General features: G+C 70.6%; 21 protein-coding genes. 11 read left to right on the forward strand and 10 right to left on the reverse strand.

Features of this window, described 5'->3' with window-relative positions:
- The first annotated feature begins 99 nt into the window (after positions 1-99).
- Positions 100-894 carry a PspA/IM30 family protein gene (locus BOQ63_RS31205; RefSeq protein ID WP_370863292.1) on the forward strand — a complete coding sequence of 265 codons (795 nt, stop codon included), beginning with the start codon at positions 100-102 and terminating at the stop codon, positions 892-894.
- A gap of 40 nt (positions 895-934) precedes the next feature.
- Positions 935-1,234 carry a PspA-associated protein PspAA gene (pspAA, locus tag BOQ63_RS31210; RefSeq protein ID WP_030282737.1) on the forward strand — a complete coding sequence of 100 codons (300 nt, stop codon included), beginning with the start codon at positions 935-937 and terminating at the stop codon, positions 1,232-1,234.
- A 100-nt stretch (positions 1,235-1,334) separates the two neighbouring features.
- Here the strand turns inward: pspAA and nadA are convergent, their stop codons facing one another.
- Positions 1,335-2,519 carry a quinolinate synthase NadA gene (gene nadA, locus BOQ63_RS31215; protein ID WP_223886086.1) on the reverse strand — a complete coding sequence of 395 codons (1,185 nt, stop codon included), beginning with the start codon at positions 2,517-2,519 and terminating at the stop codon, positions 1,335-1,337.
- A gap of 221 nt (positions 2,520-2,740) precedes the next feature.
- On the opposite strand from nadA, the gene BOQ63_RS31220 reads away from it, so the two are divergent.
- The 3 genes from BOQ63_RS31220 (at position 2,741) to BOQ63_RS31230 (ending at position 5,828) form a co-directional block, all read left to right on the forward strand.
- Entirely contained in the window at positions 2,741-3,664 is a 924-nt protein-coding gene (locus tag BOQ63_RS31220) for an NADP-dependent oxidoreductase (protein ID WP_072655320.1), read from the forward strand.
- 144 nt (positions 3,665-3,808) lie between these two features.
- Positions 3,809-4,273: an Lrp/AsnC family transcriptional regulator gene (locus tag BOQ63_RS31225; RefSeq protein WP_046386417.1), complete on the forward strand. Its 465-nt coding sequence runs from the start codon at positions 3,809-3,811 to the stop codon at positions 4,271-4,273.
- 187 nt (positions 4,274-4,460) lie between these two features.
- The gene (locus BOQ63_RS31230) at positions 4,461-5,828 is read left to right on the forward strand and encodes a pyridoxal phosphate-dependent decarboxylase family protein (protein ID WP_094742831.1); all 1,368 of its coding nucleotides are present in this window, start codon (positions 4,461-4,463) and stop codon (positions 5,826-5,828) included.
- A 102-nt stretch (positions 5,829-5,930) separates the two neighbouring features.
- Here BOQ63_RS31230 and BOQ63_RS31235 read toward each other — a convergent pair whose 3' ends face one another.
- Positions 5,931-6,794: a GNAT family N-acetyltransferase gene (locus BOQ63_RS31235; protein ID WP_072656395.1), complete on the reverse strand. Its 864-nt coding sequence runs from the start codon at positions 6,792-6,794 to the stop codon at positions 5,931-5,933.
- 247 nt (positions 6,795-7,041) lie between these two features.
- On the opposite strand from BOQ63_RS31235, the gene erpA reads away from it, so the two are divergent.
- Positions 7,042-7,395 (forward strand): iron-sulfur cluster insertion protein ErpA, encoded by a 354-nt coding sequence (erpA, locus tag BOQ63_RS31240; protein ID WP_030282750.1) that lies wholly within the window; start codon positions 7,042-7,044, stop codon positions 7,393-7,395.
- An 84-nt stretch (positions 7,396-7,479) separates the two neighbouring features.
- On the opposite strand, the gene BOQ63_RS31245 is transcribed toward erpA, so the two are convergent.
- A complete protein-coding gene (locus tag BOQ63_RS31245) occupies positions 7,480-8,175 on the reverse strand; it encodes a hypothetical protein (RefSeq protein ID WP_072655321.1) in 696 nt (231 codons plus the stop codon).
- A 92-nt stretch (positions 8,176-8,267) separates the two neighbouring features.
- On the reverse strand, positions 8,268-8,474 hold the full coding sequence (locus BOQ63_RS31250) for a hypothetical protein (protein WP_143174805.1): 207 nt from the start codon (positions 8,472-8,474) through the stop codon (positions 8,268-8,270).
- A 280-nt stretch (positions 8,475-8,754) separates the two neighbouring features.
- Between BOQ63_RS31250 and BOQ63_RS31255 the strand changes: the two genes are divergently transcribed.
- Positions 8,755-9,732: a carbohydrate kinase family protein gene (locus tag BOQ63_RS31255; protein ID WP_030282754.1), complete on the forward strand. Its 978-nt coding sequence runs from the start codon at positions 8,755-8,757 to the stop codon at positions 9,730-9,732.
- Positions 9,733-9,754: 22 nt separating this feature from the next.
- On the opposite strand, the gene BOQ63_RS31260 is transcribed toward BOQ63_RS31255, so the two are convergent.
- The gene (locus BOQ63_RS31260) at positions 9,755-11,401 is read right to left on the reverse strand and encodes a cysteine desulfurase/sulfurtransferase TusA family protein (RefSeq protein WP_223886087.1); all 1,647 of its coding nucleotides are present in this window, start codon (positions 11,399-11,401) and stop codon (positions 9,755-9,757) included.
- A 383-nt stretch (positions 11,402-11,784) separates the two neighbouring features.
- On the opposite strand from BOQ63_RS31260, the gene ctaC reads away from it, so the two are divergent.
- The 4 genes from ctaC (at position 11,785) to BOQ63_RS31280 (ending at position 16,266) form a co-directional block, all read left to right on the forward strand.
- The gene (gene ctaC / locus BOQ63_RS31265) at positions 11,785-12,639 is read left to right on the forward strand and encodes an aa3-type cytochrome oxidase subunit II (protein ID WP_030282757.1); all 855 of its coding nucleotides are present in this window, start codon (positions 11,785-11,787) and stop codon (positions 12,637-12,639) included.
- Positions 12,636-14,411, forward strand: a complete 1,776-nt coding sequence (gene ctaD / locus BOQ63_RS31270; RefSeq protein WP_030282758.1) for an aa3-type cytochrome oxidase subunit I — start codon at positions 12,636-12,638, stop codon at positions 14,409-14,411. The genes ctaC and ctaD overlap by 4 nt, the downstream gene beginning before the upstream one ends.
- On the forward strand, positions 14,411-14,830 hold the full coding sequence (locus BOQ63_RS31275) for a cytochrome c oxidase subunit 4 (RefSeq protein ID WP_030282759.1): 420 nt from the start codon (positions 14,411-14,413) through the stop codon (positions 14,828-14,830). The genes ctaD and BOQ63_RS31275 overlap by 1 nt, the downstream gene beginning before the upstream one ends.
- Before the next feature lie 179 nt (positions 14,831-15,009).
- Positions 15,010-16,266: a L,D-transpeptidase gene (locus BOQ63_RS31280; protein ID WP_046386418.1), complete on the forward strand. Its 1,257-nt coding sequence runs from the start codon at positions 15,010-15,012 to the stop codon at positions 16,264-16,266.
- Positions 16,267-16,315: 49 nt separating this feature from the next.
- Here the strand turns inward: BOQ63_RS31280 and BOQ63_RS31285 are convergent, their stop codons facing one another.
- From BOQ63_RS31285 to ctaE, 5 genes are all read right to left on the reverse strand, one after another.
- Positions 16,316-16,687, reverse strand: a complete 372-nt coding sequence (locus BOQ63_RS31285) for a GntR family transcriptional regulator (protein ID WP_030549993.1) — start codon at positions 16,685-16,687, stop codon at positions 16,316-16,318.
- 102 nt (positions 16,688-16,789) lie between these two features.
- The gene (gene qcrB, locus BOQ63_RS31290; RefSeq protein WP_030282765.1) at positions 16,790-18,448 is read right to left on the reverse strand and encodes a cytochrome bc1 complex cytochrome b subunit; all 1,659 of its coding nucleotides are present in this window, start codon (positions 18,446-18,448) and stop codon (positions 16,790-16,792) included.
- Positions 18,445-19,497 carry a cytochrome bc1 complex Rieske iron-sulfur subunit gene (qcrA, locus tag BOQ63_RS31295; protein ID WP_033348072.1) on the reverse strand — a complete coding sequence of 351 codons (1,053 nt, stop codon included), beginning with the start codon at positions 19,495-19,497 and terminating at the stop codon, positions 18,445-18,447. Before qcrA ends, qcrB begins: the two co-directional genes overlap by 4 nt.
- A gap of 8 nt (positions 19,498-19,505) precedes the next feature.
- The gene (gene qcrC, locus BOQ63_RS31300) at positions 19,506-20,315 is read right to left on the reverse strand and encodes a cytochrome bc1 complex diheme cytochrome c subunit (RefSeq protein WP_030282770.1); all 810 of its coding nucleotides are present in this window, start codon (positions 20,313-20,315) and stop codon (positions 19,506-19,508) included.
- 187 nt (positions 20,316-20,502) lie between these two features.
- The gene (ctaE, locus tag BOQ63_RS31305) at positions 20,503-21,123 is read right to left on the reverse strand and encodes an aa3-type cytochrome oxidase subunit III (protein ID WP_030282771.1); all 621 of its coding nucleotides are present in this window, start codon (positions 21,121-21,123) and stop codon (positions 20,503-20,505) included.
- Between the last annotated feature and the right edge of the window lie 49 nt (positions 21,124-21,172).

Raw genomic sequence — 21,172 nt, forward strand, 5'->3', positions numbered from 1 at the left:
GGCGACGGGCTCGCTGCACATACACTCGTCGTGTCTGGTAACGAGATTAAGACCGCAGGCCGGAGAAGGGGGCACCCGAGGCCCATGAGCGACGGAATCATGAAGCGTATGGGGCTGATCTTCCGCTCCAAGGCGAACAAGGCCTTGGATCGGGCGGAGGATCCGCGTGAGACGCTCGACTACTCCTACCAGAAGCAGCTCGAGCTGCTGCAGAAGGTACGGCGTGGCGTCGCGGACGTCGCGACCTCGCGCAAGCGCCTGGAACTCCAGCTGACCCAGCTCCAGCAGCAGTCCGCGAAGTACGAGGACCAGGGCCGCAAGGCGCTGTCCCTCGGCCGCGAGGACCTCGCGCGCGAGGCGCTGACCCGCAAGGCCAACATGCAGTCCCAGATCAACGATCTGGAGACGCAGTACCAGCAGCTGCAGGCCGAGGAGGAGAAGCTCACCCTCGCCTCCCAGCGCCTCCAGGCCAAGGTGGACGCCTTCCGCACCAAGAAGGAGACCATCAAGGCGACCTACACCGCCGCGCAGGCGCAGACCCGCATCGCCGAGTCCTTCTCCGGCATCTCGGAGGAGATGGGCGACGTCGGCCTGGCCATCCAGCGCGCCGAGGACAAGACGGCGCAGATGCAGGCCCGGGCGGGCGCGATCGACGAGCTGCTGGCCTCCGGCGCGCTCGACGACGCCAGCGGTCTCGGCCGCAAGGACGACATCGAGGCCGAGCTGGAGCGGGTGGCCGGCGGTTCCGACGTCGAGCTGGAGCTGGCCCGGATGAAGGCCGAGCTGTCGGGTGGCCCCGCCGCCGGTCCGGCCGCGATCGAGCAGGGCAAGCCGGCCCAGCAGCCGCAGGACTCGCACTCGCAGGACACCCCGCGCATCAACTACAACAAGTGATCTCAGCTCGACCCCCACGAGGACCAGGGAGACGCACGGCATGATCATGAGGGTCATGGGTGAGGGGCAGTACGAGGTGGGCGAGGACCACCTGAACCTGCTCAACCAGCTCGACGACGAGCTGCTCACCGCGGTGGAGTCGGGCGACGAGGAGAACTTCCGCCAGGCCTACGGGAAGCTGCTGGGCGCCGTGAAGCAGTACGGCACCCTGCTGCCGGACGACTCGCTGGAGCCGTCCGAGCTGATCCTGCCGAGTGCCGACGCGAGCCTCGACGAGGTCCGGGCCCTGCTGCTCTCCGAGGGCGAGGGCGTGATCCCGGGGTTCCCCGAGTACGACTAGGCCCCGCGGCCGCTGCCAGACGAAAGGGCGGGTCCCCTCCGGTGGGAGGGGACCCGCCCTTCGTTCGCGCGGTGCGCGTCCGGCGCGCGGCGCGGACGGACTACGGCAGGGCCAGCATCCGGTCCAGCGCGGCCTTGGCGTACTTCTCGGTCTCCGGGTCGACGGTGATCACGTTCGGCACCCGGCCCTCGACCAGCGACTCCAGCGCCCAGACCAGGTGCGGCAGGTCGATCCGGTTCATGGTCGAGCAGAAGCAGACCGTGCGGTCCAGGAAGACGATCTCCTTGTCCGGGTGGGCCTTGGCCAGCCGGCGGACCAGGTTCAGCTCGGTGCCGATGGCCCACTTGGAGCCGGGCTCGGCGGCGTCCAGGGCCTTGATGATGTACTCGGTCGAGCCCACCATGTCGGCGGCGCTGACGACCTCGTGCTTGCACTCGGGGTGCACCAGGACGGTCACGCCGGGGATCCGCTCGCGGACGTCGTTGACCGAGTCCAGGCTGAACCGGCCGTGCACCGAGCAGTGGCCGCGCCAGAGGATCATCTTGGCGTCCCGCAGCTGCTCGGCGGTCAGGCCGCCGTTGGGCCTGTGCGGGTTGTAGAGGACGCAGTCGTCCAGGGAGAAGCCCATGTCCCGCACGGCGGTGTTGCGGCCGAGGTGCTGGTCGGGCAGGAAGAGCACCTTCTGGCCCTGCTCGAAGGCCCACTCCAGGGCGCGCTGGGCGTTGGAGGAGGTGCAGATGGTGCCGCCGTGCTTGCCGGTGAAGGCCTTGATGTCGGCGGAGGAGTTCATGTACGAGACCGGGACGGTCACGTCGGCTATGCCGGCGTCGGTCAGCACGTCCCAGCACTCGGCGACCTGCTCGGCGGTGGCCATGTCGGCCATCGAACAGCCGGCCGCGAGGTCGGGCAGCACGACCTGCTGCCGCTCGCTGGTGAGGATGTCCGCGGACTCGGCCATGAAGTGCACGCCGCAGAAGACGATGTACTCGGCCTCGGGGCGGGCCGCGGCGTCGCGGGCGAGCTTGAAGGAGTCGCCGGTGACGTCGGCGAACTCGATGACCTCGTCGCGCTGGTAGTGGTGGCCGAGGATGAAGACGCGGTCGCCGAGCGCGGCCTTGGCCGCCCGGGCGCGCTCGACCAGGTCCGGGTCGGAGGCCGGGGGGAGGTCACCCGGGCACTCGACGCCGCGCTCGCTGTTCGGGTCGGCCTCCCGGCCGAGCAGCAGCAGAGCGAGCGGCGTCGGAGCGGGGTCGACGCCGTAGGTCTCGGTGATGGTGGTGGTCACGGGCGGGTGCCCTTCTGTGCGGCCGAGCTAGCGGTGGGGCCTTTTCGTCTATCTGACGCTATCTATTCTAACCGCTTAGCGTCAGAGTGACGATGGCCATCCTGTCGATGTGACGAGAACCGCTCGACGAAACGGACCCCCGGTGGAGCCGGATAGGCCATCTCGGGGGTGCCGCGCGGGGCCGAATCGATGTTTCGAAGCCCCCGGGTATGGCTGAGCCCATGAAAGCAATCGCGATCAACCGCTACGGCGGCCCCGACGTGGTCGAGTACACCGACCTGCCGGACCCCAAGGTCGGGCCCGACTCCGTACTGGTGCAGGTCCGGGCGGCCGGGGTGAACCCGGTGGACTGGAAGATCCGGGACGGCGCCCTGGACGGCCTGCTGGACGCGCACTTCCCCCTGGTCATGGGCTGGGACGTGGCGGGCGTGGTCCGCGCCGTGGGCGGCGGGGTGACGGAGTTCGCCCCCGGCGACGAGGTGTGCGGCTACGTCCGCAAGGACTCCGTCGAGCACGGCACCTACGCCGAACTGGTCTCCGCCCCGGTCCGTACCCTGGCCCGCCGCCCCACCGCGCTGGACTGGGCGCAGTCCGGCGGCCTGCCGCTGGCCGGGCTCACCGCGCTGCAGAGCCTGAACGCCCTGCGGGTCGGGGCGGGGGACACGGTGCTGGTGCACGCCGCGGCCGGCGGGGTCGGTCACCTGGCCGTCCAGATCGCCCGGGCCCGCGGTGCCCGGGTGATCGGCACGGCGGGCGAGCGCAACCACGACTACCTGCGCGGCCTTGGCGCCGAGCCGGTGACGTACGGCGAGGGCCTGGCCGAGCGGGTCCGGGCGCTCGCCCCGGACGGCGTGGACGCGGCCCTCGACCTGGTCGGCCGCGGCGCCGTCCAGGTCTCCGCGGACCTGGTGGCCGACCCGGGCCGGATCGCCTCGATCACCGACTTCGGGGTCAAGGCGCTCGGCGGTCATTACGTCTGGGTCCGCCCGGACGCGGCGGGACTGGCGGAACTCGCCGCCCTCGCCGACGACGGCCGGCTCACCGTCACCGTCGCCTCCACCTTCCCGCTGGCCCAGGCGGCCTCCGCCCAGGCCCTCAGCGCCGAGGGCCGCACGAGGGGGAAGATCGTCCTCCTGGTGGGCTGACCGCTGCCCAGCCGTCATCCGTCGGCGGTGAACTCGTTCAGGTCATCCGCCAGAATGGGTGGCGAACCGTTTCGGCAGCGGCGGTGGCAACACCGGCCGCCGGGACGCCCTCGCCCCCCGCACGACCCGTGGAGCCCCGCACCGATGAGCAGCAGCCGAGCGCACGAGGTGATCGGGGCCGACCTGGACGAGACCGACCGGCAGCTCCTCGCCCGCCTCGGCAGCGACGGCCGCGCCTCCTACGCGGAGATCGGTCTCCAGGTGAACCTCTCCGCCACCGCCGTGCGCCGCCGGATCGACCGGCTCCGGGCGCGCGGCGTGGTGCGGGGCTTCACCGTGGTGCTCGACCCGGCCGTGCTCGGCTGGCAGACCGAGGCGTTCGTCGAGGTCTACTGCCGCGAGCGCACCGCCCCCGAGGAGATCCTCGCCAGTCTGCGCCAGTTCCCCGAGGTGGTCGCAGCCTGGACGGTCACCGGCGACCCGGACGCCCTGGTCCACCTGCGGGCCGCCGACATGCGCCACCTGGAGGCCGTCATCGAGCGCATCCGGCGCGAGCCCGGCGTCCAGCGCAGCCGCTCCTCGGTGGTCCTCTCCCAGCTGATCGGCTGACCCCGCGGAAGAGGGAACGCAGGAATCCTGCGCGGACCCGTCCGAAGACGCCCGAAACCTGCCTGACCAGCCGCGTTCGGACGCGCGGCGGAGCACCGCCGCTGCCTACGCTGATCACGTCCGGTCAGCGCGGTGAGGCGTCCCGCGGACCGGATCCCCCCGACACCCACAGCCGAGAGGGACAGCAGTGTCCGCAGCACCCGACCGCATGCACCGGCCCGACAACGAACTGGTCGACCTGGTTTTCGACTACATGCGGGAGCGGCTGCAGTACGACCCCGTCCCGCTCGACCACCCCGGTGACGGCGAGCACCTGCGCACCCAGCTGTCCGGCCTGCTCAACCAGGACGGCAACGACCCGGCCGACGTGCTCAAGCTGTACGACCACGAGCTGTCCCGCGCGGTCATCTCCGCCGACAGCCCCCGCTACCTGTCCTTCATCCCGTGCGCCCCGACCAAGGCCGCGCTGCTGTTCGACATGGTCGTCTCCTGCGCCTCGCTCCAGGGCATCTCCTGGCTGGAGGCGGCCGGCGCCATCGCCGCGGAGAACCAGGTGCTGCGCCTGATCGCCGACCGGGCCGGACTGCCCGCCTCGGCCGGCGGCTGCTTCGTCTCCGGCGGCTCGGCGGGCAACCTCTCCGCCCTGGTGGTCGCCCGCGACACCGCCCGCCGCCGCCTCGGCGTCGGCCCGGAGGCCCGGCTGCGGATAGCCGTCGCCGACCAGGTGCACTCCTCGGTCAAGAACACCTTCAACATCATCGGCGTCGAGGCCTTCAAGGTCCCGACCGTGAACCGCCGGTTCACCGGCGAGGCGCTGCGCGCCGCCCTGGCCGCCGACCCCCACCCGGAGACGGTGATCGCCGTCGTCGGCACCGCCGGCACCACCAACGAGGGCATCGTCGACGACCTGGCCGGTCTGGCCGAGGTCGCCCGCGAGCGCGACCTGTGGTTCCACGTGGACGGCGCCTACGGCGGCGCGGGCCTGTTCGCCCCCTCGGTGCGCGAGCGCTACAACGGCATCGAGCACGCCGACTCCTTCGTGGTCGACCCGCACAAGTGGCTGTTCGCCCCCTTCGACTGCGCCGCGCTGATCTACCGCAACCCGCAGCTCGCCCGTGCCGTGCACACCCAGGACGCCTCCTACCTGGACGTCCTGCACACCGAGGGCGACGAGTGGAACCCCACCGACTACGCCTACCACCTGACCCGGCGCGCCCGCGGCCTGCCGCTCTGGTTCTCGCTGGCCGTCCACGGCGTCCAGGCCTACACCGACGCCATCGAGACCGGCCTCCAGCTGGCCCGGGACACCGCCCAGCTGATCCGCGACACCGAGCACCTGGAGCTGCTGTTCGACCCGCAGCTCTCCGCCGTCTGCTTCAAGCGCACCGGCTGGACCAACGACGACTACTACCGCTGGTCGCAGCAGCTGCTCGCGGACCAGATCGGCTTCGTCACCCCGACCGGCTGGGACGGCGAGACGGTCGCCCGCTTCGCCTTCCTGCACCCGGGCACGACCATGGAGATGGTCAGGGAGATCCTGGACACCATGGCCTGATCGAGGCCCCGCCGTCCGTACGGCCCCCACCGGTCCTCCGGTCGGGGGCCGTACGCGTTCTCAGCCGTAGGCGTTCTCAGCCGTACGCGCCGGCCGTCCGCGCTACAGGAACGCCCCGCTCGGCAGGTACGGGGCCGGCGGGCGCATCCCGCGCACGCCGACGAAGCCGCTGGTCTCCGGCGTCAGCCCGACCTCCAGCCCGACGTCCAGCGCCCACTCCTGCTCGGCGGTCAGGTACTCCACCCGCGCCTCGGCCCCGTCCGGCACCCGGGCCAGCGCCTCGCGCAGCAGCCGGGCCCCGATCCGCTTGCTGGTCGCCGCCAGCAGCCGCACCGTGGCGCCGTCCCGGTAGCAGTAGCCGCTGCCGGCCAGCGCGTCGGCGACCAGGAGCTCCTCGAAGTGCCCGAGCATCAGCTCGTGGTCGGGCCCGTGCGCGGACCCGCGCAACCGGCGGTCCACCGAGTCCAGCAGGTGCAGGTGGCGGGCGTTGCCCGGGTGCACCGGGATGTCGCCCGGGTCGGTCAGCCCCTCCCGGCCGACCCGGCCGGTCAGCCGCATCGCCGGGTGCAGGGTGAACCCGGCCAGCCGGTAGCGGCGGGCCGCCGCCGGGGAGTCGCCGGCGCAGACCATCCCGCGCAGGCAGCCCCGGGCGTGGGCCAGCGCCCGCTCGAACAGCAGTCGTCCGATCCCCTGGCCCTGTGCGGACGGGCGGACCGCGAACAGCGAGGGCGTCCACAGGCCCTCGCGGCGCATCGACAGCACCACCCCGACCGCGTGCCCGCCGCTCTCCGCCAGCCAGCAGCCGCCGGGATCGGTGCGCGCCAGGTGCCTGGTCCTGGCCAGCTGCAGCGGCGTCGGCGCCGGCGGCCGCGCGGGGTCGTCGGACGGTGCGGCGAACGCGGCGAGGGACAGCTCCGAGACGAGCTCCGCGTCCGCTGCGGTGTCCCTGACCTGGCGAAGGATCATGCCGACCATCCTGGCGTCCGGGGCGCGGCCGCGGGGCCCGTTCACCCGGATCCATGACGTGCGCGGTGACCCGTCCTCCCCGGTTGTGCGAGCATGGGAAGCGTATGGGGACACGGGTGGCACACCCGGCCCACGGAAGATCCGCCGTCGAACAGGCCGAGAATTCCATCGCCGTCCGGGAATTGAAACCGGGCGGCCGTTGGTTGGCACTGGCGGCAGACCGTCGTCAAAGACCGGGAGAAAGCAGATGACCGTCCAGGACGAGACCACCGTCGAGAGTGGCATCCTCCTCACCGATGCCGCCGCGGCAAAGGTCAAGGCCCTGCTGGAGCAGGAAGGCCGCGAGGACCTCGCGCTGCGCGTCGCCGTCCAGCCCGGTGGCTGCTCCGGCCTGCGTTACCAGCTGTTCTTCGACGAGCGCTCGCTCGACGGCGACGTGGTGAAGGACTTCGGCGGCGTCAAGGTCGTCACCGACCGCATGAGCGCCCCTTACCTGGGCGGCGCCACCGTCGACTTCGTCGACACCATCGAGAAGCAGGGCTTCACGATCGACAACCCGAACGCCACCGGCTCCTGCGCCTGCGGCGACTCCTTCAGCTAAGCCCTCGAAGGCCCACTGAGCGAGCAGCGGTGAGGCGGCCCCCGGGACTCCCCGGGGGCCGCCTCTCGCGTTCCAGCGGTACTACTAGCGCGCCGCGCCGTCCGGGGTCACCGGGTCCAGGCCCGCGTGCGGGTCGCCCTCCAGCGGCACCTCCTGGCCGCTCGTCCGGTCCACCACCGTCCGCCCGGCCAGCGGCGAGCGCAGGTCGACGGAGACGGCCTGCCGCTTGGCCATCGCGGTGCAGACGTGTCCGGGCTGGACGGTCGGCGGCCCGGGCACGACCGTGACGCCCACCTGGCCCTGCTGCGACTCGTCCGCCTTCACCGCGTACGTGGTGCAGACCCCGCCGAAGAAGTAGACGGTCAGCTTGTTGCTGCCGTCCAACCGGTAGCTGACCGGCGGCCGCACATTGGGGTTGGCCGTCCCGGTACCGGCCGGATTCGGCTCACCGGGCGCGATCCCGTTGGCCGGGGGAGTGGCCGCCGCAGAGGGCCGCCCGGGAGCGGGCTCGGCCGGGGTCGGGGACCAGCCCGTCGGCGGCTGACCCGACGGGCTCGCCGTCGCGGCCCCCTCGGACGGCGAACCGGAGGCCGTCGGGGCCGGCGAGGAGGTGCCCGCCGGGGCCGAGGAGCTCGCGGAGGCCGACGCGGTGCCCGCCGCCGAGTCCCCGGAACCCTTGCCGCCCCCGTTGCAGCCGGCCAGGGTCACCACCGCCGCCAGTGCGGCGACCGTCAGGGCAACCACCCGCCGACCGCGGCGGGGCATCGTCTCCAGATCCATCTGCACATCCTCCCGAGGGCTCAGCGGCGCCGTCCCGGCCGTTCCGCGCGGATGTGACGTGCCCCGGTCGGATCCGGTTCCCGGTCGCACCCTCACATGCCGTACTCGGCCATCCCGGCAACCAGTCGCTGCGCCCCGGACGGGACCCGGACGCCGACCGACGCGGGCGCGGCCGGCTCCGGCCCGGCCGCCACCTGGGGCCAGAACCGGAGCAGCCGCCGGGAGGAGCTGACCAGCGCCTCGAGGGTCTCGCCGTCCGCGTCGGCCCGGAGGGCGGTCAGCTGGGAGTGCTTGGACATCATCGGGCATCGCTCCGATCCAGAGCCGTGGCGCACCGCCACGGTCGCCGACGGGCCCCGCCCGGTCCGACGGGACCCCTGCGGCCGACCCTAGGCCCGGCTCCGGGGGCCCACCAGTGCTACCCGGAGGTAGTACACGTTCGAGGGGCCGGGGTGCCACCCTGGCCGTGGGACCGGTGCGGCAGCTTTCCGGACTCTTGCTGGCGGGCCGTCCCGGACGGGTACCGTGGGTGGGTTCGTCCGTGCCCGCTGGCCCTGTTGCCATCTTGAGGAGACCCCCGTGCGTATCGCCGTCGCCGGCTCGATCGCCACCGACCACCTGATGACGTTCCCCGGTCGGTTCGCCGACCAGCTCGTAGCCGAGCAGCTGCACACCGTGTCGCTGTCGTTCCTGGTCGACGCCCTGGACATCCGCCGCGGCGGGGTCGCCCCGAACATCGCCTTCGGCATGGGCGTCCTAGGGCTCCGGCCGGTCCTGGTGGGTGCCGCCGGCGCGGACTTCGCCGAGTACCGCAGCTGGCTGGAGCGCAACAACGTGGACTGCGAGTCCGTCCACATCTCCGAGACCCGGCACACCGCCCGCTTCATGTGCACCACGGACCAGGACCACAACCAGATCGCCTCGTTCTACACGGGCGCCATGGCCGAGGCCCGCAACATCGAGCTCAAGCCGATCGCCGACCGCGTCGGCGGCCTCGACCTCGTCCTGGTCGGCGCCGACGACCCCCAGGGCATGGTCCGCCACACCCAGGAGTGCCGCACCCGCGGCTACGCCTTCGCCGCCGACCCGTCCCAGCAGCTGGCCCGCCTGGACGGCGACGACATCCGCGAGCTGGTGGACGGGGCCTCGTACCTGTTCACCAACGAGTACGAGGCGGCGCTGATCGAGACCAAGACCGGCTGGGACGCCGACGAGCTGCTCACCCGCGTCGGCACCCGGGTCACCACCCTGGGCAGCAAGGGCGTCCGGATCGAGCGCAAGGGCGAGGCCCCGATCCTGGTCGGCTGCCCGGTCGAGGACGCCAAGGTCGACCCGACCGGCGTCGGCGACGCCTTCCGGGCCGGCTTCCTGGCCGGTCTGTCCTGGGAGCTCGAACTGGAGCGCGCCGCCCAGCTCGGCTGCATGCTCGCCACCCTGGTGATCGAGACCGTCGGCACCCAGGAGTACGAGCTGCGCCCGACCGCCTTCCTGAAGCGCTTCGAAGCCGCCTACGGCGCCGAGGCCGCCGCGGAGATCCGCGCGCACCTGGCCAAGTAGTCCTCCGCGCGGTCCGCTCCGATCAGGAGCGGCGCAGCACGAGGTAGGCCGAGCCCCGGTCGCCGCCGTAGTCGGCGGCCGGGGCCTCGCCCGCATACTCCTGCCCGCGCATCCCGCACCAGGCCGGGACGTCCAGCCGGGCCGCCTCGTCGTCCGACAGCACGGCGATCGTGCCGCCCACCGGCACCTCCCCGATCCGCTTCGCCAGCTCGATCACCGGCAGCGGACACCGCTTGCCCAAGGCGTCGACAACTGTGACTCCCCCGCTCGCCTCCGGGCGCTCCGACCCGGCGCCGACGCTCTTCGCTCCGGCACTCCCTCCTGCGTCGGTCGCTTGTCGCTCGTCACTTTCGGCACCGGCGCGCCCTTCGGCTCGGGGCGTGGCGGCGACTCCCCCGCTCGCCTTCGGGCGCTCCGACCCGGCGCCGACGCTCTTCGCTCCGGCACTCCCTCCTGCGTCGGTCGCTTGTCGCTCGTCACTTTCGGCACCGGCGCGCCCTTCGGCTCGGGGCGTGGTTTCCGCGGCGCCGACGGGCGCCGGAAGGTCCAGCCCGAGGGGTGCCCGGACGCCGGCCACCAGGTCCGGGAGGACGGCGAGGAAGCGCTCCACGTCCGCCTCGGCCGTCCCGTACGGCAGTGAGACCCGGACGTTGCCCTCGGTGAGGACCCCCATCGCGGCCAGCACATGGCTCGGCGTCAGGGTGGAGGAGGTGCAGGAGGAGCCGGAGGAGACCGCGAAGCCCGCCCGGTCCAGCTCGGTGAGCAGCACCTCGCCGTCCACGTACAGGCAGGAGAAGGTGACGATGTGCGGCAGCCGCCGCACCGGGTCGCCGACCACCTCCACCTCGGGCACCAACTGCGGCACCCGGCCGCGGATCCGCTCCACCAGCGCGTGCAGCCGGGCGTTCTCCCGTTCGGCCTCGGCCCGTACGGCGCGCAGCGAGGCGGCCGCGGCCACGATCGCCGGAACGTTGACGTAGCCGGGCACCCGCCCGCCCTCGCGCTCGTCGGCCGGCAGCGGGGAGGCGTACCGGACGCCCTTGCGCACGGCGAGGACGCCGACGCCGGGCGGGCCGCCCCACTTGTGCGCGCTCGCGGTCAGCAGCGACCAGCCCGTCGGGACGTCCACCCGTCCGGCGCTCTGGGCGGCGTCCACCAGCAGCGGCACCCCGGCCCCGGCGCAGAGCGCGGCGACCTCGCCGACCGGCTGGACGGTCCCCACCTCGTGGTTGGCGCTCTGCAGTGCGGCCAGTGCGGTGTCGGTGCGCAGCAGGGCGCCGAAGGCCGCCGGGTCGACCCGGCCGGCGCGGTCGACGGGGGCGACCGAGACCTCGCCGCCGCCCGCCTCGTGGCGTTCGGCGACGTGCAGCACGCTGGAGTGCTCCACCGCGGAGTGCACCAGGTGCGCGCCGCGCCGCCGGTTGCCGGCGAGGGCGCCCAGCAGGCCGAGCTGGACGGCCTGTGTCCCGCTGGCGGTGAAGGAGATCTCGTCGGCCCGCGCGCCCAGGACGGCGGCGACCGTCTCGCGGGCGGCGTCCAGCAGCATCCGGGCCTGCCGGCCGGAGCGGTACAGCCGGGCCGGATCGGCCCAGCCCTCGTCCAGGGCGGCGGTCAGGGCCTGCCGCGCGACGGGGTGCAGGGGGGCCGTCGAAGCCACGTCGAAATACACGGTCACATTTAACGGCACGCATCCGCCGACACACCCGGGAGCGCGCTGCTCCGGCCGGATTGCTCACCGGCCGTCAGTCGATCACCCGGAATGTCCGCTTCGTCCGGTACCGACGGGCCGTCACCCACGTTGTTCGAGGTCATCCCCCGATCGGGCGTATGGACCTCGAATGCCTGCGATGACCTGCGACGCAGCCCCTGCCGGGCCTGATCGGGCGACCGGGCGGCGCGTTACCGGGGGCTGCCCGTCAGGAGCGCATAAGGCTGGAGTAGGGTTTGGCCCGCATAAGCATTCAAACCGTGCCCGTGGACGGGTCGCCGGAGGGGCTCACACTCCCCTCCCGGTGCGACGCGAAGGCGGGCGAGACTTCGGGAAGGCGCTACGTGAGTCCCAACGGCTCCGACCGCTCGCCGCGGCGCACGATGCGGCGGAAGCTGCCTCAGGCGCTGGCACTGGGCCTCGTCATCGCGACCGCCACCGGCTGCTCGGCCAACGACCTCCCCAGGCTTGGCCTCCCGAGCCCCGTCACCAAGGAAGGACCCATGGTCCTTCAGATGTGGCAGGGCTCCTGGATCGCGGCGCTGGTGGTCGGCGTACTGATGTGGGGTCTGATCATCTGGAGCGTGATCTTCCACCGGCGCAAGCGCACCGGCGTGGAGATCCCCCCGCAGACCCGGTACAACGTGCCCATCGAGGCGCTCTACACCGCGGTCCCCATCATCATCGTCTCGGTCCTCTTCTACTTCGTCGCCCGCGACGAGGCGAAGCTGACGCAGGTCTCCGCGAAGCCGCAGCACTACGTCAACGTGGTCGGCTTCCAGTGGAGCTGGGCGTTCAACTACGAGAACACCGAGACCCCCGACCCGGCCAACAAGGACGCCGCGTACGACGTCGGTACGCCGAAGGACGCTCCGACGCTCTGGCTGCCGGTCAACGAGACGGTGCAGTTCCGGCTCACCTCTCGTGACGTCATCCACGACTTCTGGCCCGTCAACTTCATGATGAAGATGGACGTCGTGCCGGGCGTGGTGAACAAGTTCGAGGTCACCCCGACCGTCAAGGGCGAGTACAGGGGCAAGTGCGCCGAGCTCTGCGGCGTCGACCACTCGCGCATGCTGTTCAACGTCAAGGTCGTCGATCGCGCCGACTACGACAAGCACCTGGCAGACCTTCGTGCCAAGGGCCAGAACGGCGCGGTGCCCTCCGGCGTCATCACCATGGGAAGTGAAGCGAAGTGACCATCCTCAACGAGCCCGCCGCGGCCGGCGGGGGCGCCGAGGCCGTCACGGTCGGGGCGCAGCGGACCCGGAAGCCGGGTTCGACCATCATCAAGTGGCTGACCACCACTGACCACAAGACGATCGGCACCCTGTACCTGGGCACGTCGTTCGCCTTCTTCCTGATCGGTGGCATCCTCGCCCTGGTCATGCGTGCCGAGCTGGCTCGTCCCGGGACCCAGATCCTGTCGAACGAGCAGTTCAACCAGGCGTTCACGATGCACGGCACGATCATGCTGCTGATGTTCGCGACGCCGCTGTTCGCGGGCTTCGCGAACTGGATCATGCCGCTGCAGATCGGCTCCCCGGACGTGGCCTTCCCGCGTCTGAACATGTTCGCGTACTGGCTGTACCTCTTCGGTTCGAGCATCGCGGTCTGCGGCTTCCTGACCCCGAACGGCGCCGCCGACTTCGGCTGGTTCGCCTACTCCCCGCTGTCGGACGCGGTGCACTCGCCCGGCGTCGGCGGCGACATGTGGATCATGGGTCTGGCCTTCTCCGGCTTCGGCACGATCCTCGGTGCGGTCAACTTCATCACCACGATCATCTGCATGCGCGCCCCGGGCATGACGATGTTCCGGATGTCGATCTTCGTCTGGAACGTCCTGCTGACCTCGGTGCTGGTCCTGCTGGCCTTCCCGGTGCTGGCCGCCGCGCTGTTCGCCCTGGAGGCGGACCGCAAGTTCGGGGCACACGTCTTCGATCCCGCCAACGGCGGGGCGATGCTGTGGCAGCACCTGTTCTGGTTCTTCGGCCACCCCGAGGTGTACATCATCGCGCTGCCGTTCTTCGGCATCGTGTCGGAGATCATCCCGGTCTTCAGCCGCAAGCCGATGTTCGGTTACTCCGGTCTGATCGCGGCCACCATCGCGATCGCCGGTCTGTCCGTGACGGTGTGGGCGCACCACATGTACGTCACCGGACAGGTGCTGCTGCCGTTCTTCTCCTTCATGACCTTCCTGATCGCGGTCCCGACCGGTGTGAAGTTCTTCAACTGGGTCGGCACCATGTGGAAGGGCTCGCTGAGCTTCGAGACGCCGATGCTCTGGACGGTCGGCTTCCTGGTCACCTTCCTCTTCGGTGGTCTGACGGGTGTCCTGCTGGCCTCGCCGCCGATCGACTTCCACGTCTCGGACTCGTACTTCGTCGTCGCGCACTTCCACTACGTGGTCTTCGGCACCGTCGTGTTCGCGATGTTCGCCGGCTTCCACTTCTGGTGGCCGAAGATGACCGGCAAGATGCTGGACGAGCGCCTCGGCAAGATCACCTTCTGGACGCTGTTCTTCGGCTTCCACACCACCTTCCTGGTGCAGCACTGGCTCGGCGCGGAGGGCATGCCCCGCCGTTACGCCGACTACCTGGCCTCGGACGGCTTCACCACCCTGAACACCGTCTCGACCATCGGCTCCTTCGTGCTCGGCCTGTCGATCCTGCCGTTCCTCTACAACGTCTGGAAGACCGCCAAGTACGGCGAGAAGGTCGCCGTGGACGACCCGTGGGGCTTCGGCCGCTCCCTGGAGTGGGCGACCTCCTGCCCGCCGCCGCGGCACAACTTCCTCACCCTGCCCCGGATCCGCTCCGAATCCCCGGCCTTCGACCTCCACCACCCGGAGATCGCCGCGCTGGACTACCTGGAGAACCACGGCGAGCCGGCCAAGCACCTCGCCGGTGTGACCCCGGCGAAGTACGACGCCCCGAAGCTGGGCAAGGGCAAGCAGGAGGGTGACGCCTGATGAAGGAACAGGGAAAGATCTTCCTTGGCCTGTCGGTCTTCGTGCTGGCGATGGCCATCACGTACGGCCTGTGGACCAACAACGCGGGCGGCCCGGGCCTGGAGGCCGCCGGTACCACCGCGCTGTTCCTCGCCTTCGGTCTGTGTGCCTTCATCGGGTACTACCTCGCCTTCACCGCCCGCCGGGTGGACAGCGGCGCGGGTGACAACCCCGAGGCCGAGGTCGCGGACGACGCCGGCGAGCTGGGCTTCTTCGCCCCGCACAGCTGGCAGCCGCTCTCGCTGGCGCTCGGTGGCGCGCTCGCCTTCCTGGGCGTGATCTTCGGCTGGTGGCTGATGTTCTGGGCCGCCCCGATCATCCTGATCGGCATCTTCGGATGGGTCTTCGAGTTCTACCGGGGCGAGAACCAGAACCAGTAGGTTCCCGCTTCCGACCACAGGGCCGGTCCTCCCGCATGGGGGGACCGGCCCTGCTGCGTCTCCGGGGTGACGACCTCACTCACCCGGGTCAACGGAGGGTCGCTCCGATGTCGCTCGATCCGGGCTGTTCCTACGATCTGATCAATCGTTCGAATCGTGCGGACCCCTCGGAGGCGGTCATGGCCGACAGGCGCGGAATCGCAGGAATCGGCAGCATCTCGCTGGCCATGGCAGTGCTGGCCCCGCTGGCCGCCTGCTCGTCCGGGGACGACGAGTCCTCCGGACCGCACCGGATCGACGCGGCCCCGCTCGTCCGCCTCTCGGCCGAGGACAAGGTCGACCCCTCGAAACCGGTCACCGTGACCGCCCTGGAGGGCAGCCGGCTCACCGACGTCACCGTGATCGGCCCGGACGGCCGGGTGGTGGCCGGCAAGCTCGCCGACGACCAGCGCAGCTGGCAGACCACCGGGCGGCTGAAGGCCGGCACCGCGTACGCCGTGCGGATATCCGCCGACGACGGGAAGAACGGCCGCGGCGACACCACCCGGAAATTCCGCACCCTGGCGGCCCAGCGCCTGCTCAACGCCAAGCTCGGCCCGGACTCCTCCGGCAGCGGCGTCTACGGCGTGGGCCAGCCGCTCACCGTCCAGCTGTCCGAGGCGGTGAAGGACCCGCAGGCCCGGCAGGAGGTCGAGCAGGCGCTGACCGTGACCTCCCAGCCGGCCGTCACCGGCGCCTGGTACTGGGTGGACGACAAGAACCTGCACTTCCGCCCGCAGGAGTACTGGCCGGTCGGCACGACCGTGTCGCTGGTCTTCGACGACACCGGCAGCCGGATCGCCGACGGCCTCTACGGCGGCGACCGCAGCTCGCTGCGGCTGCGGATCGGCGCGCGGGTCGAGACGGTGATCGACGCGGCCGCCCACGAGCTCACCCTGAAGCGCGACGGCCAGGTGCTCCGGACCATCCCGGTGACCACCGGCAGGCCCGGCTTCGACACCCGCAACGGCATCAAGGTGGTGCTCGGCCAGGAGCGCTCGGTCCGGATGAACGGCGAGACGATCGGCATCGCCGCCGGCACCTCGGATTCCTACGACCTGAACGTCGAGTGGGCCACCCGGGTGACCTGGAGCGGCGAGTACGTCCACGCGGCGCCCTGGTCGGTCAGCTCGCAGGGCGTCGAGAACGTCAGCCACGGGTGCACCGGCATGAGCACCGACAACGCCAAGTGGTTCTATGACAACACCCGGGTGGGGGACCTGGTCACGGTGGTGAACAGCCGCGGCGCCAAGATGGAGCCCTTCGGCAACGGCTTCGGGGACTGGAACGTCTCGTGGACCGACTGGGTCAAGCACAGCGCGCTCGGAAAGCCGCTCAGCACCACCGCCCCCGCCGCCCAGGCCCCCGCCGCCGGGATGATGCGCCCCGAGATGTAGGCCCGGGGTTCAGGCCCAGGGTACGGCCCGGATGCTCGGGCCCCGGGGTTCAGGCCCCGGGGTAGGCCACGCCCAGGGCGGTGACGACGGCGGCCAGGGCGTCCGCGTGGGACAGGCCCAGTCGGCTCGCCCGCTCGGCGTACTCGGTGGCGGCCTCGGCGGCCAGCCGGTGGGCGGCGTCCCCGGTCGAGGCGATCAGGGTGCCGCGCCGGCCGTGGGTCTCCACCACGCCGTCCGCCTCCAGCTCCTTGTAGGCCCGGGCGACCGTCCCGGCGGCCAGCCCCAGCTCCTCGGCCAGGGCCCGTACGGTGGGCAGCCGCAGCCCGGTGGGCAGCGCGCCGGAGCGGGCCCGCTCGGCGATCTGGGCGCGGATCTGCTCGTACGGGGGAGTGGCGGAGGCGGGGTCGACGGACAGCTGCACGGGTGGCTCCTGGAAGCGGTGCGGGTACGAGAAAGCCCGAGGGCCGCCGACCAGAGTTCATCTGGTCGGCGGCCCTCGGGGTGACGCGGGGTGCGTACGGGATCAGTGGTGGCCGTGGCCGCTGGTGATCTCGTGGTGCTCCTCGGCGGTCGGCTTGGGGATCTGGCTGCCCTCGCCGTAGAAGCCGCGGGAGAGCTTGGCCCGGGTGCGGGTGAGGGCGCCGGCCTTGCGGGCCACGCCGTTCTCGTCCGCCTGGGCCGGCAGCTCGATCGGCTGGTTCTGCTCGTGCGCCGTGAGCGTGTGCAGGTCCTTCTGCGGCAGCTGGGCGTGCACCTCGACGTACTCGCCGTGCGGCAGGCGCTTGATGACGCCGGTCTCGCGGCCGTGCAGCACCTTCTCCTTGTCACGGCGCTGCAGGCCGAGGCACCAGCGCTTGGTGACGATGAAGGTGATGACCGGCACCACGAAGAAGCCGGTGCGCACGAAGTAGGTGATCGAGTTGAGCGACAGGTGGAAGTGCGTGGCGAACAGGTCGTTGCCACCACCGATCAGCAGGACCAGGTACAGGCTGATCCAGGCCGCACCCAGGGCGGTGCGGACCGGGGCGTTGCGCGGGCGGTCCAGGATGTGGTGCTCGCGCTTGTCGCCGGTGATCCAGCCCTCGATGAACGGGTAGACCGCGATCGCGACCAGGACCAGCGGGAAGATCATCAGCGGGATGAAGACACCCAGGTTCAGGGTGTGGCCCCACAGGCTGATCTCCCAGCCCGGCATGACGCGGATCAGGCCCTCGGAGAAGCCCATGTACCAGTCGGGCTGGGCGTCGGTCGACACCTGGTCCGGACGGTACGGGCCGTACGCCCAGATCGGGTTGATCGTGGCGATCGCCGAGATGGCGGCGATGATGCCGAAGACCAGGAAGAAGAAGCCACCCGCCTTGGCCATGTAGACCGGCATCAGCGGCATGCCGACGACGTTCTTCTCGGTCTTGCCCGGGCCCGCCCACTGGGTGTGCTTGTGGTAGAAGACCAGGATCAGGTGCGCGACCAGCAGGCCGAGCATGATGCCCGGGATCAGCAGGACGTGGATGGTGAAGAACCGCGGCACGATGTCGTGGCCGGGGAACTCGCCCCCGAACAGGAACATCTGGATGTAGGTGCCGACCAGCGGGACCGCGAGGATCGCGCCTTCCATGAAGCGGATACCGGTACCCGACAGCAGGTCGTCCGGCAGCGAGTAGCCGAAGAAGCCGTCGAACATGCCCAGGACCAGCAGCAGGAAGCCGAAGACCCAGTTGATCTCACGCGGCTTGCGGAACGCGCCGGTGAAGAACACGCGCATCATGTGCACGAGCATCGCGGCCACGAAGACCAGGGCGGCCCAGTGGTGGATCTGGCGGATCAGCAGACCGCCGCGGATCTCGAAGCTGATGTCCACGGTCGAGGCGTACGCCTCGGACATCCCGATGCCCTTGAGCGGCACGTACGAGCCGTTGTAGACGACCTCGGCCATCGACGGCTTGAAGAACAGCGTCAGGTAGACACCGGTCAGGATGATGATGACGAAGGTGTAGAGGCAGATCTCGCCCAGCATGAAGGACCAGTGGTCCGGGAAGATCTTGCGCAGGTTGGCCTTGGCGAGGGAGTAGATCCCCAGCCGGCCGTCCGTCCAGTCAGCCGCGGCCTCCCACTTGTTGGCGGGGTTGGCGCGCGTGCTGGACGGCTTGGCGGCACCGGTCGTGGTGCTGCTCGCGCTACTCATCGAGCACGCTCCCAGAAGCTCGGGCCGACAGGCTTCTCGAAGTCGCCGGTGGCGACCAGGTTGCCCTTGTCGTCAGTGGTGATCTTCAGCTGCGGCAGCGGGTGGCCGGCCGGGCCGAAGATGACGCGCGCGCCGTCCGCCAGGTCGAAGGTCGACTGGTGGCAGGGGCAGAGCGCGTGGTGGGTCTGCTGCTCGTACAGGCTGATCGGGCAGCCGACGTGGGTGCAGATCTTCGAGTAGGCGAGGATGCCCTCGAAGCCCAGGTCCTTGGACTTGTCGTCCTTGATGTCCTCCGGCGCGATGCGCACCAGCATCAGGGCGTCCTTGGCGATGCGCTGCTGGAAGTCCTCGTCGTGGGTGGTCAGACCCTCCGGCATGGCGAAGGTCAGCGAGCCGACCACGAGGTCCTCGGGCTTCATCGGCTGCATGGTGCTCATGTTGACGAGCGCCAGCGGCTTGGCCGGGGTGGCCTCTCGCCAGCCCGTCTCCTGGAGCTTCTTCTCCGGCAGCGGGCCCAGGTCGCGGAGCAGGACCACGCCGGAGAGCGGCACCAGCGCCATCGACCCGATGAGGGTGTTGCGGATCATCTTGCGACGACCGAAGCCGGACTCGGCGGCACCGGTCTTGAACTGCTCGATGACGTCGTTGCGGACCTCGTCGGAAGCCTCGATCGGGTGACGCTCGGACGGCATCTCGACGTCCGACATCAGGGTGCGGGCCCAGTGGACCGCGCCCGCGCCGATCATGAACAGCGCGACACCCAGGGTCAGGCCGAGCGCGAAGTTCAGCGCGCTGACGTGACCCAGCGGGAAGATGTAGACGATCCGGTCCGGGTCGATGGCCACGTACGAGGCGATGAAGCCGATGGTGGCGATCATCGAGATCACGAACATCAGCGAGACCTGGCGCTCGGCCCGCTTGGCGGCCCGCTCGTCGATGTCGGTGCGGCGGGGCTCGTGGGCCGGAAGGCCCGGGTCGGCGAACGGGTTGCCGTGGTCGGCGACCTCGCCGGCGGAGCCGTGCGGCTCCGGGAGCTTGTCTTCTGACATGTCGTGGCTCATGACTTCTTGGCCTTGGTGGTGTGGGCGGCGACCCAGATCGCGACCGCGATGAGCGTTCCGAGGCCGAAGATCCAGCCGAACAGGCCCTCGGTCACCGGACCGAGGCTGCCCAGGGTGAGACCGCCGGGGTTGGGCTCATCGTTGGTGGTGTGGCGGACGAAGGCCACGATCTGCTTCTTCTGCTCCTCGGGCATGGTGCTGTCCGGGAACGACGGCATGTTCTGCGGGCCGGTCTGCATGGCCTCGTAGATGTGCTTGGCGTCCACGCCCTCCAGCGACGGGGCGTACTTGCCCTTGGTCAGGGCACCGCCCTGGCCCGCGAAGTTGTGGCACTGGGCGCAGTTGGTGCGGAACAGCTCGCCACCCTTGGAGATGTCATCGGGGTTGGTCGAGTTGTACTGCTCCGGCTTCGGCGCGATCGGGCCGGGGCCGAGCGAGCTGATGTACGCGGCGAGCTGGTCGATCTCGCCCTGGGTGTAGATCTTCGGCTTGCGCGGCACCTGGGCGCCGGGCTGCTGGGCCGGCATGCGGCCGGTGCCGACCTGGAAGTCGACGGCAGCCGAGCCCACGCCGACCAGGCTCGGACCCTCGCTGCTGCCCTGGCCGTTGATGCCGTGGCAGGAGGAGCAGCCGACGGCGAAGAGCCTCTTGCCCTCATCGATCGCGAGCGACTGCGCGGCGACGTCGGCCTGCGCCTTGTCGGCGGGCGCGAACGCGGCGTACAGCCCCCCGGTTGCCGCCAGGGCGAGAAGTAGGACGACCAGCGCCGCCAATGGGTGGCGCCGTCGTGCGGAGAGCTTTTTCACGGAATAACCCCGGTGTCAGGATCTGGTCGACTGGTGGGTGCACCCGGCGGCCGGTCTGGCCGGCACGAGGCTGCCTGTCCAAGGCTGCGCGCGCGGTCGGTCGGTGGGAGCGTCGGCACCGGCAGAAGCGGCCCGTCGCCGGTGAGGGCGGGGGCCGCAGCCGGTGGCCAGCGACCTGATCAGCTGGTTACTTGATCAGGTAGATGGTCGCGAACAGGCCGATCCACACGACGTCGACGAAGTGCCAGTAGTAGGACACGACGATCGCGGCGGTGGCCTGCTCGTGCGTGAAGCGCTTGGCTGCGTACGTCCGTCCCAGGACCAGCAGGAAGGCGATCAGACCACCCGTCACGTGCAGACCGTGGAAGCCGGTGGTCAGGTAGAACACCGTGCCGTACGGGTCGGAGGACAGCGAGAGGCCGTCGTTCTTGACCAGCTCGGTGTACTCGTAGACCTGGCCGCCGATGAAGATCGCGCCCATGAAGAACGTGAGGATGAACCACCCGCGGAGCTTCTTCACGTCACCGCGCTCGGCGGCGAACACGCCGAGCTGGCAGGTGAGCGAGGAGAGCACCAGGATGGTGGTGTTGACCGAGGAGAACGTCACGTTGAGCGCGTGCGCCTTCTCGGCCCAGAACTCGGCTCCCTTGACGGAGCGGAGCGTGAAGTACATCGCGAAGAGGGCCGCGAAGAACATCAGCTCGGAACTGAGCCAGACGATCGTTCCGACGCTGACCATGTTCGGTCGATTGACCGATCCGTGCGCGTGCCCGGTTTCTGTTGCTGTTGCTGTCGCCACGACGGACATTATGTCGGTCCCTTATTCCGTCTTCACGTCGGGGGGTGTCCCTCGGAGT

Source organism: Streptomyces viridifaciens, from assembly GCF_001888885.2.
Taxonomy (GTDB): domain Bacteria; phylum Actinomycetota; class Actinomycetes; order Streptomycetales; family Streptomycetaceae; genus Kitasatospora; species Kitasatospora aureofaciens.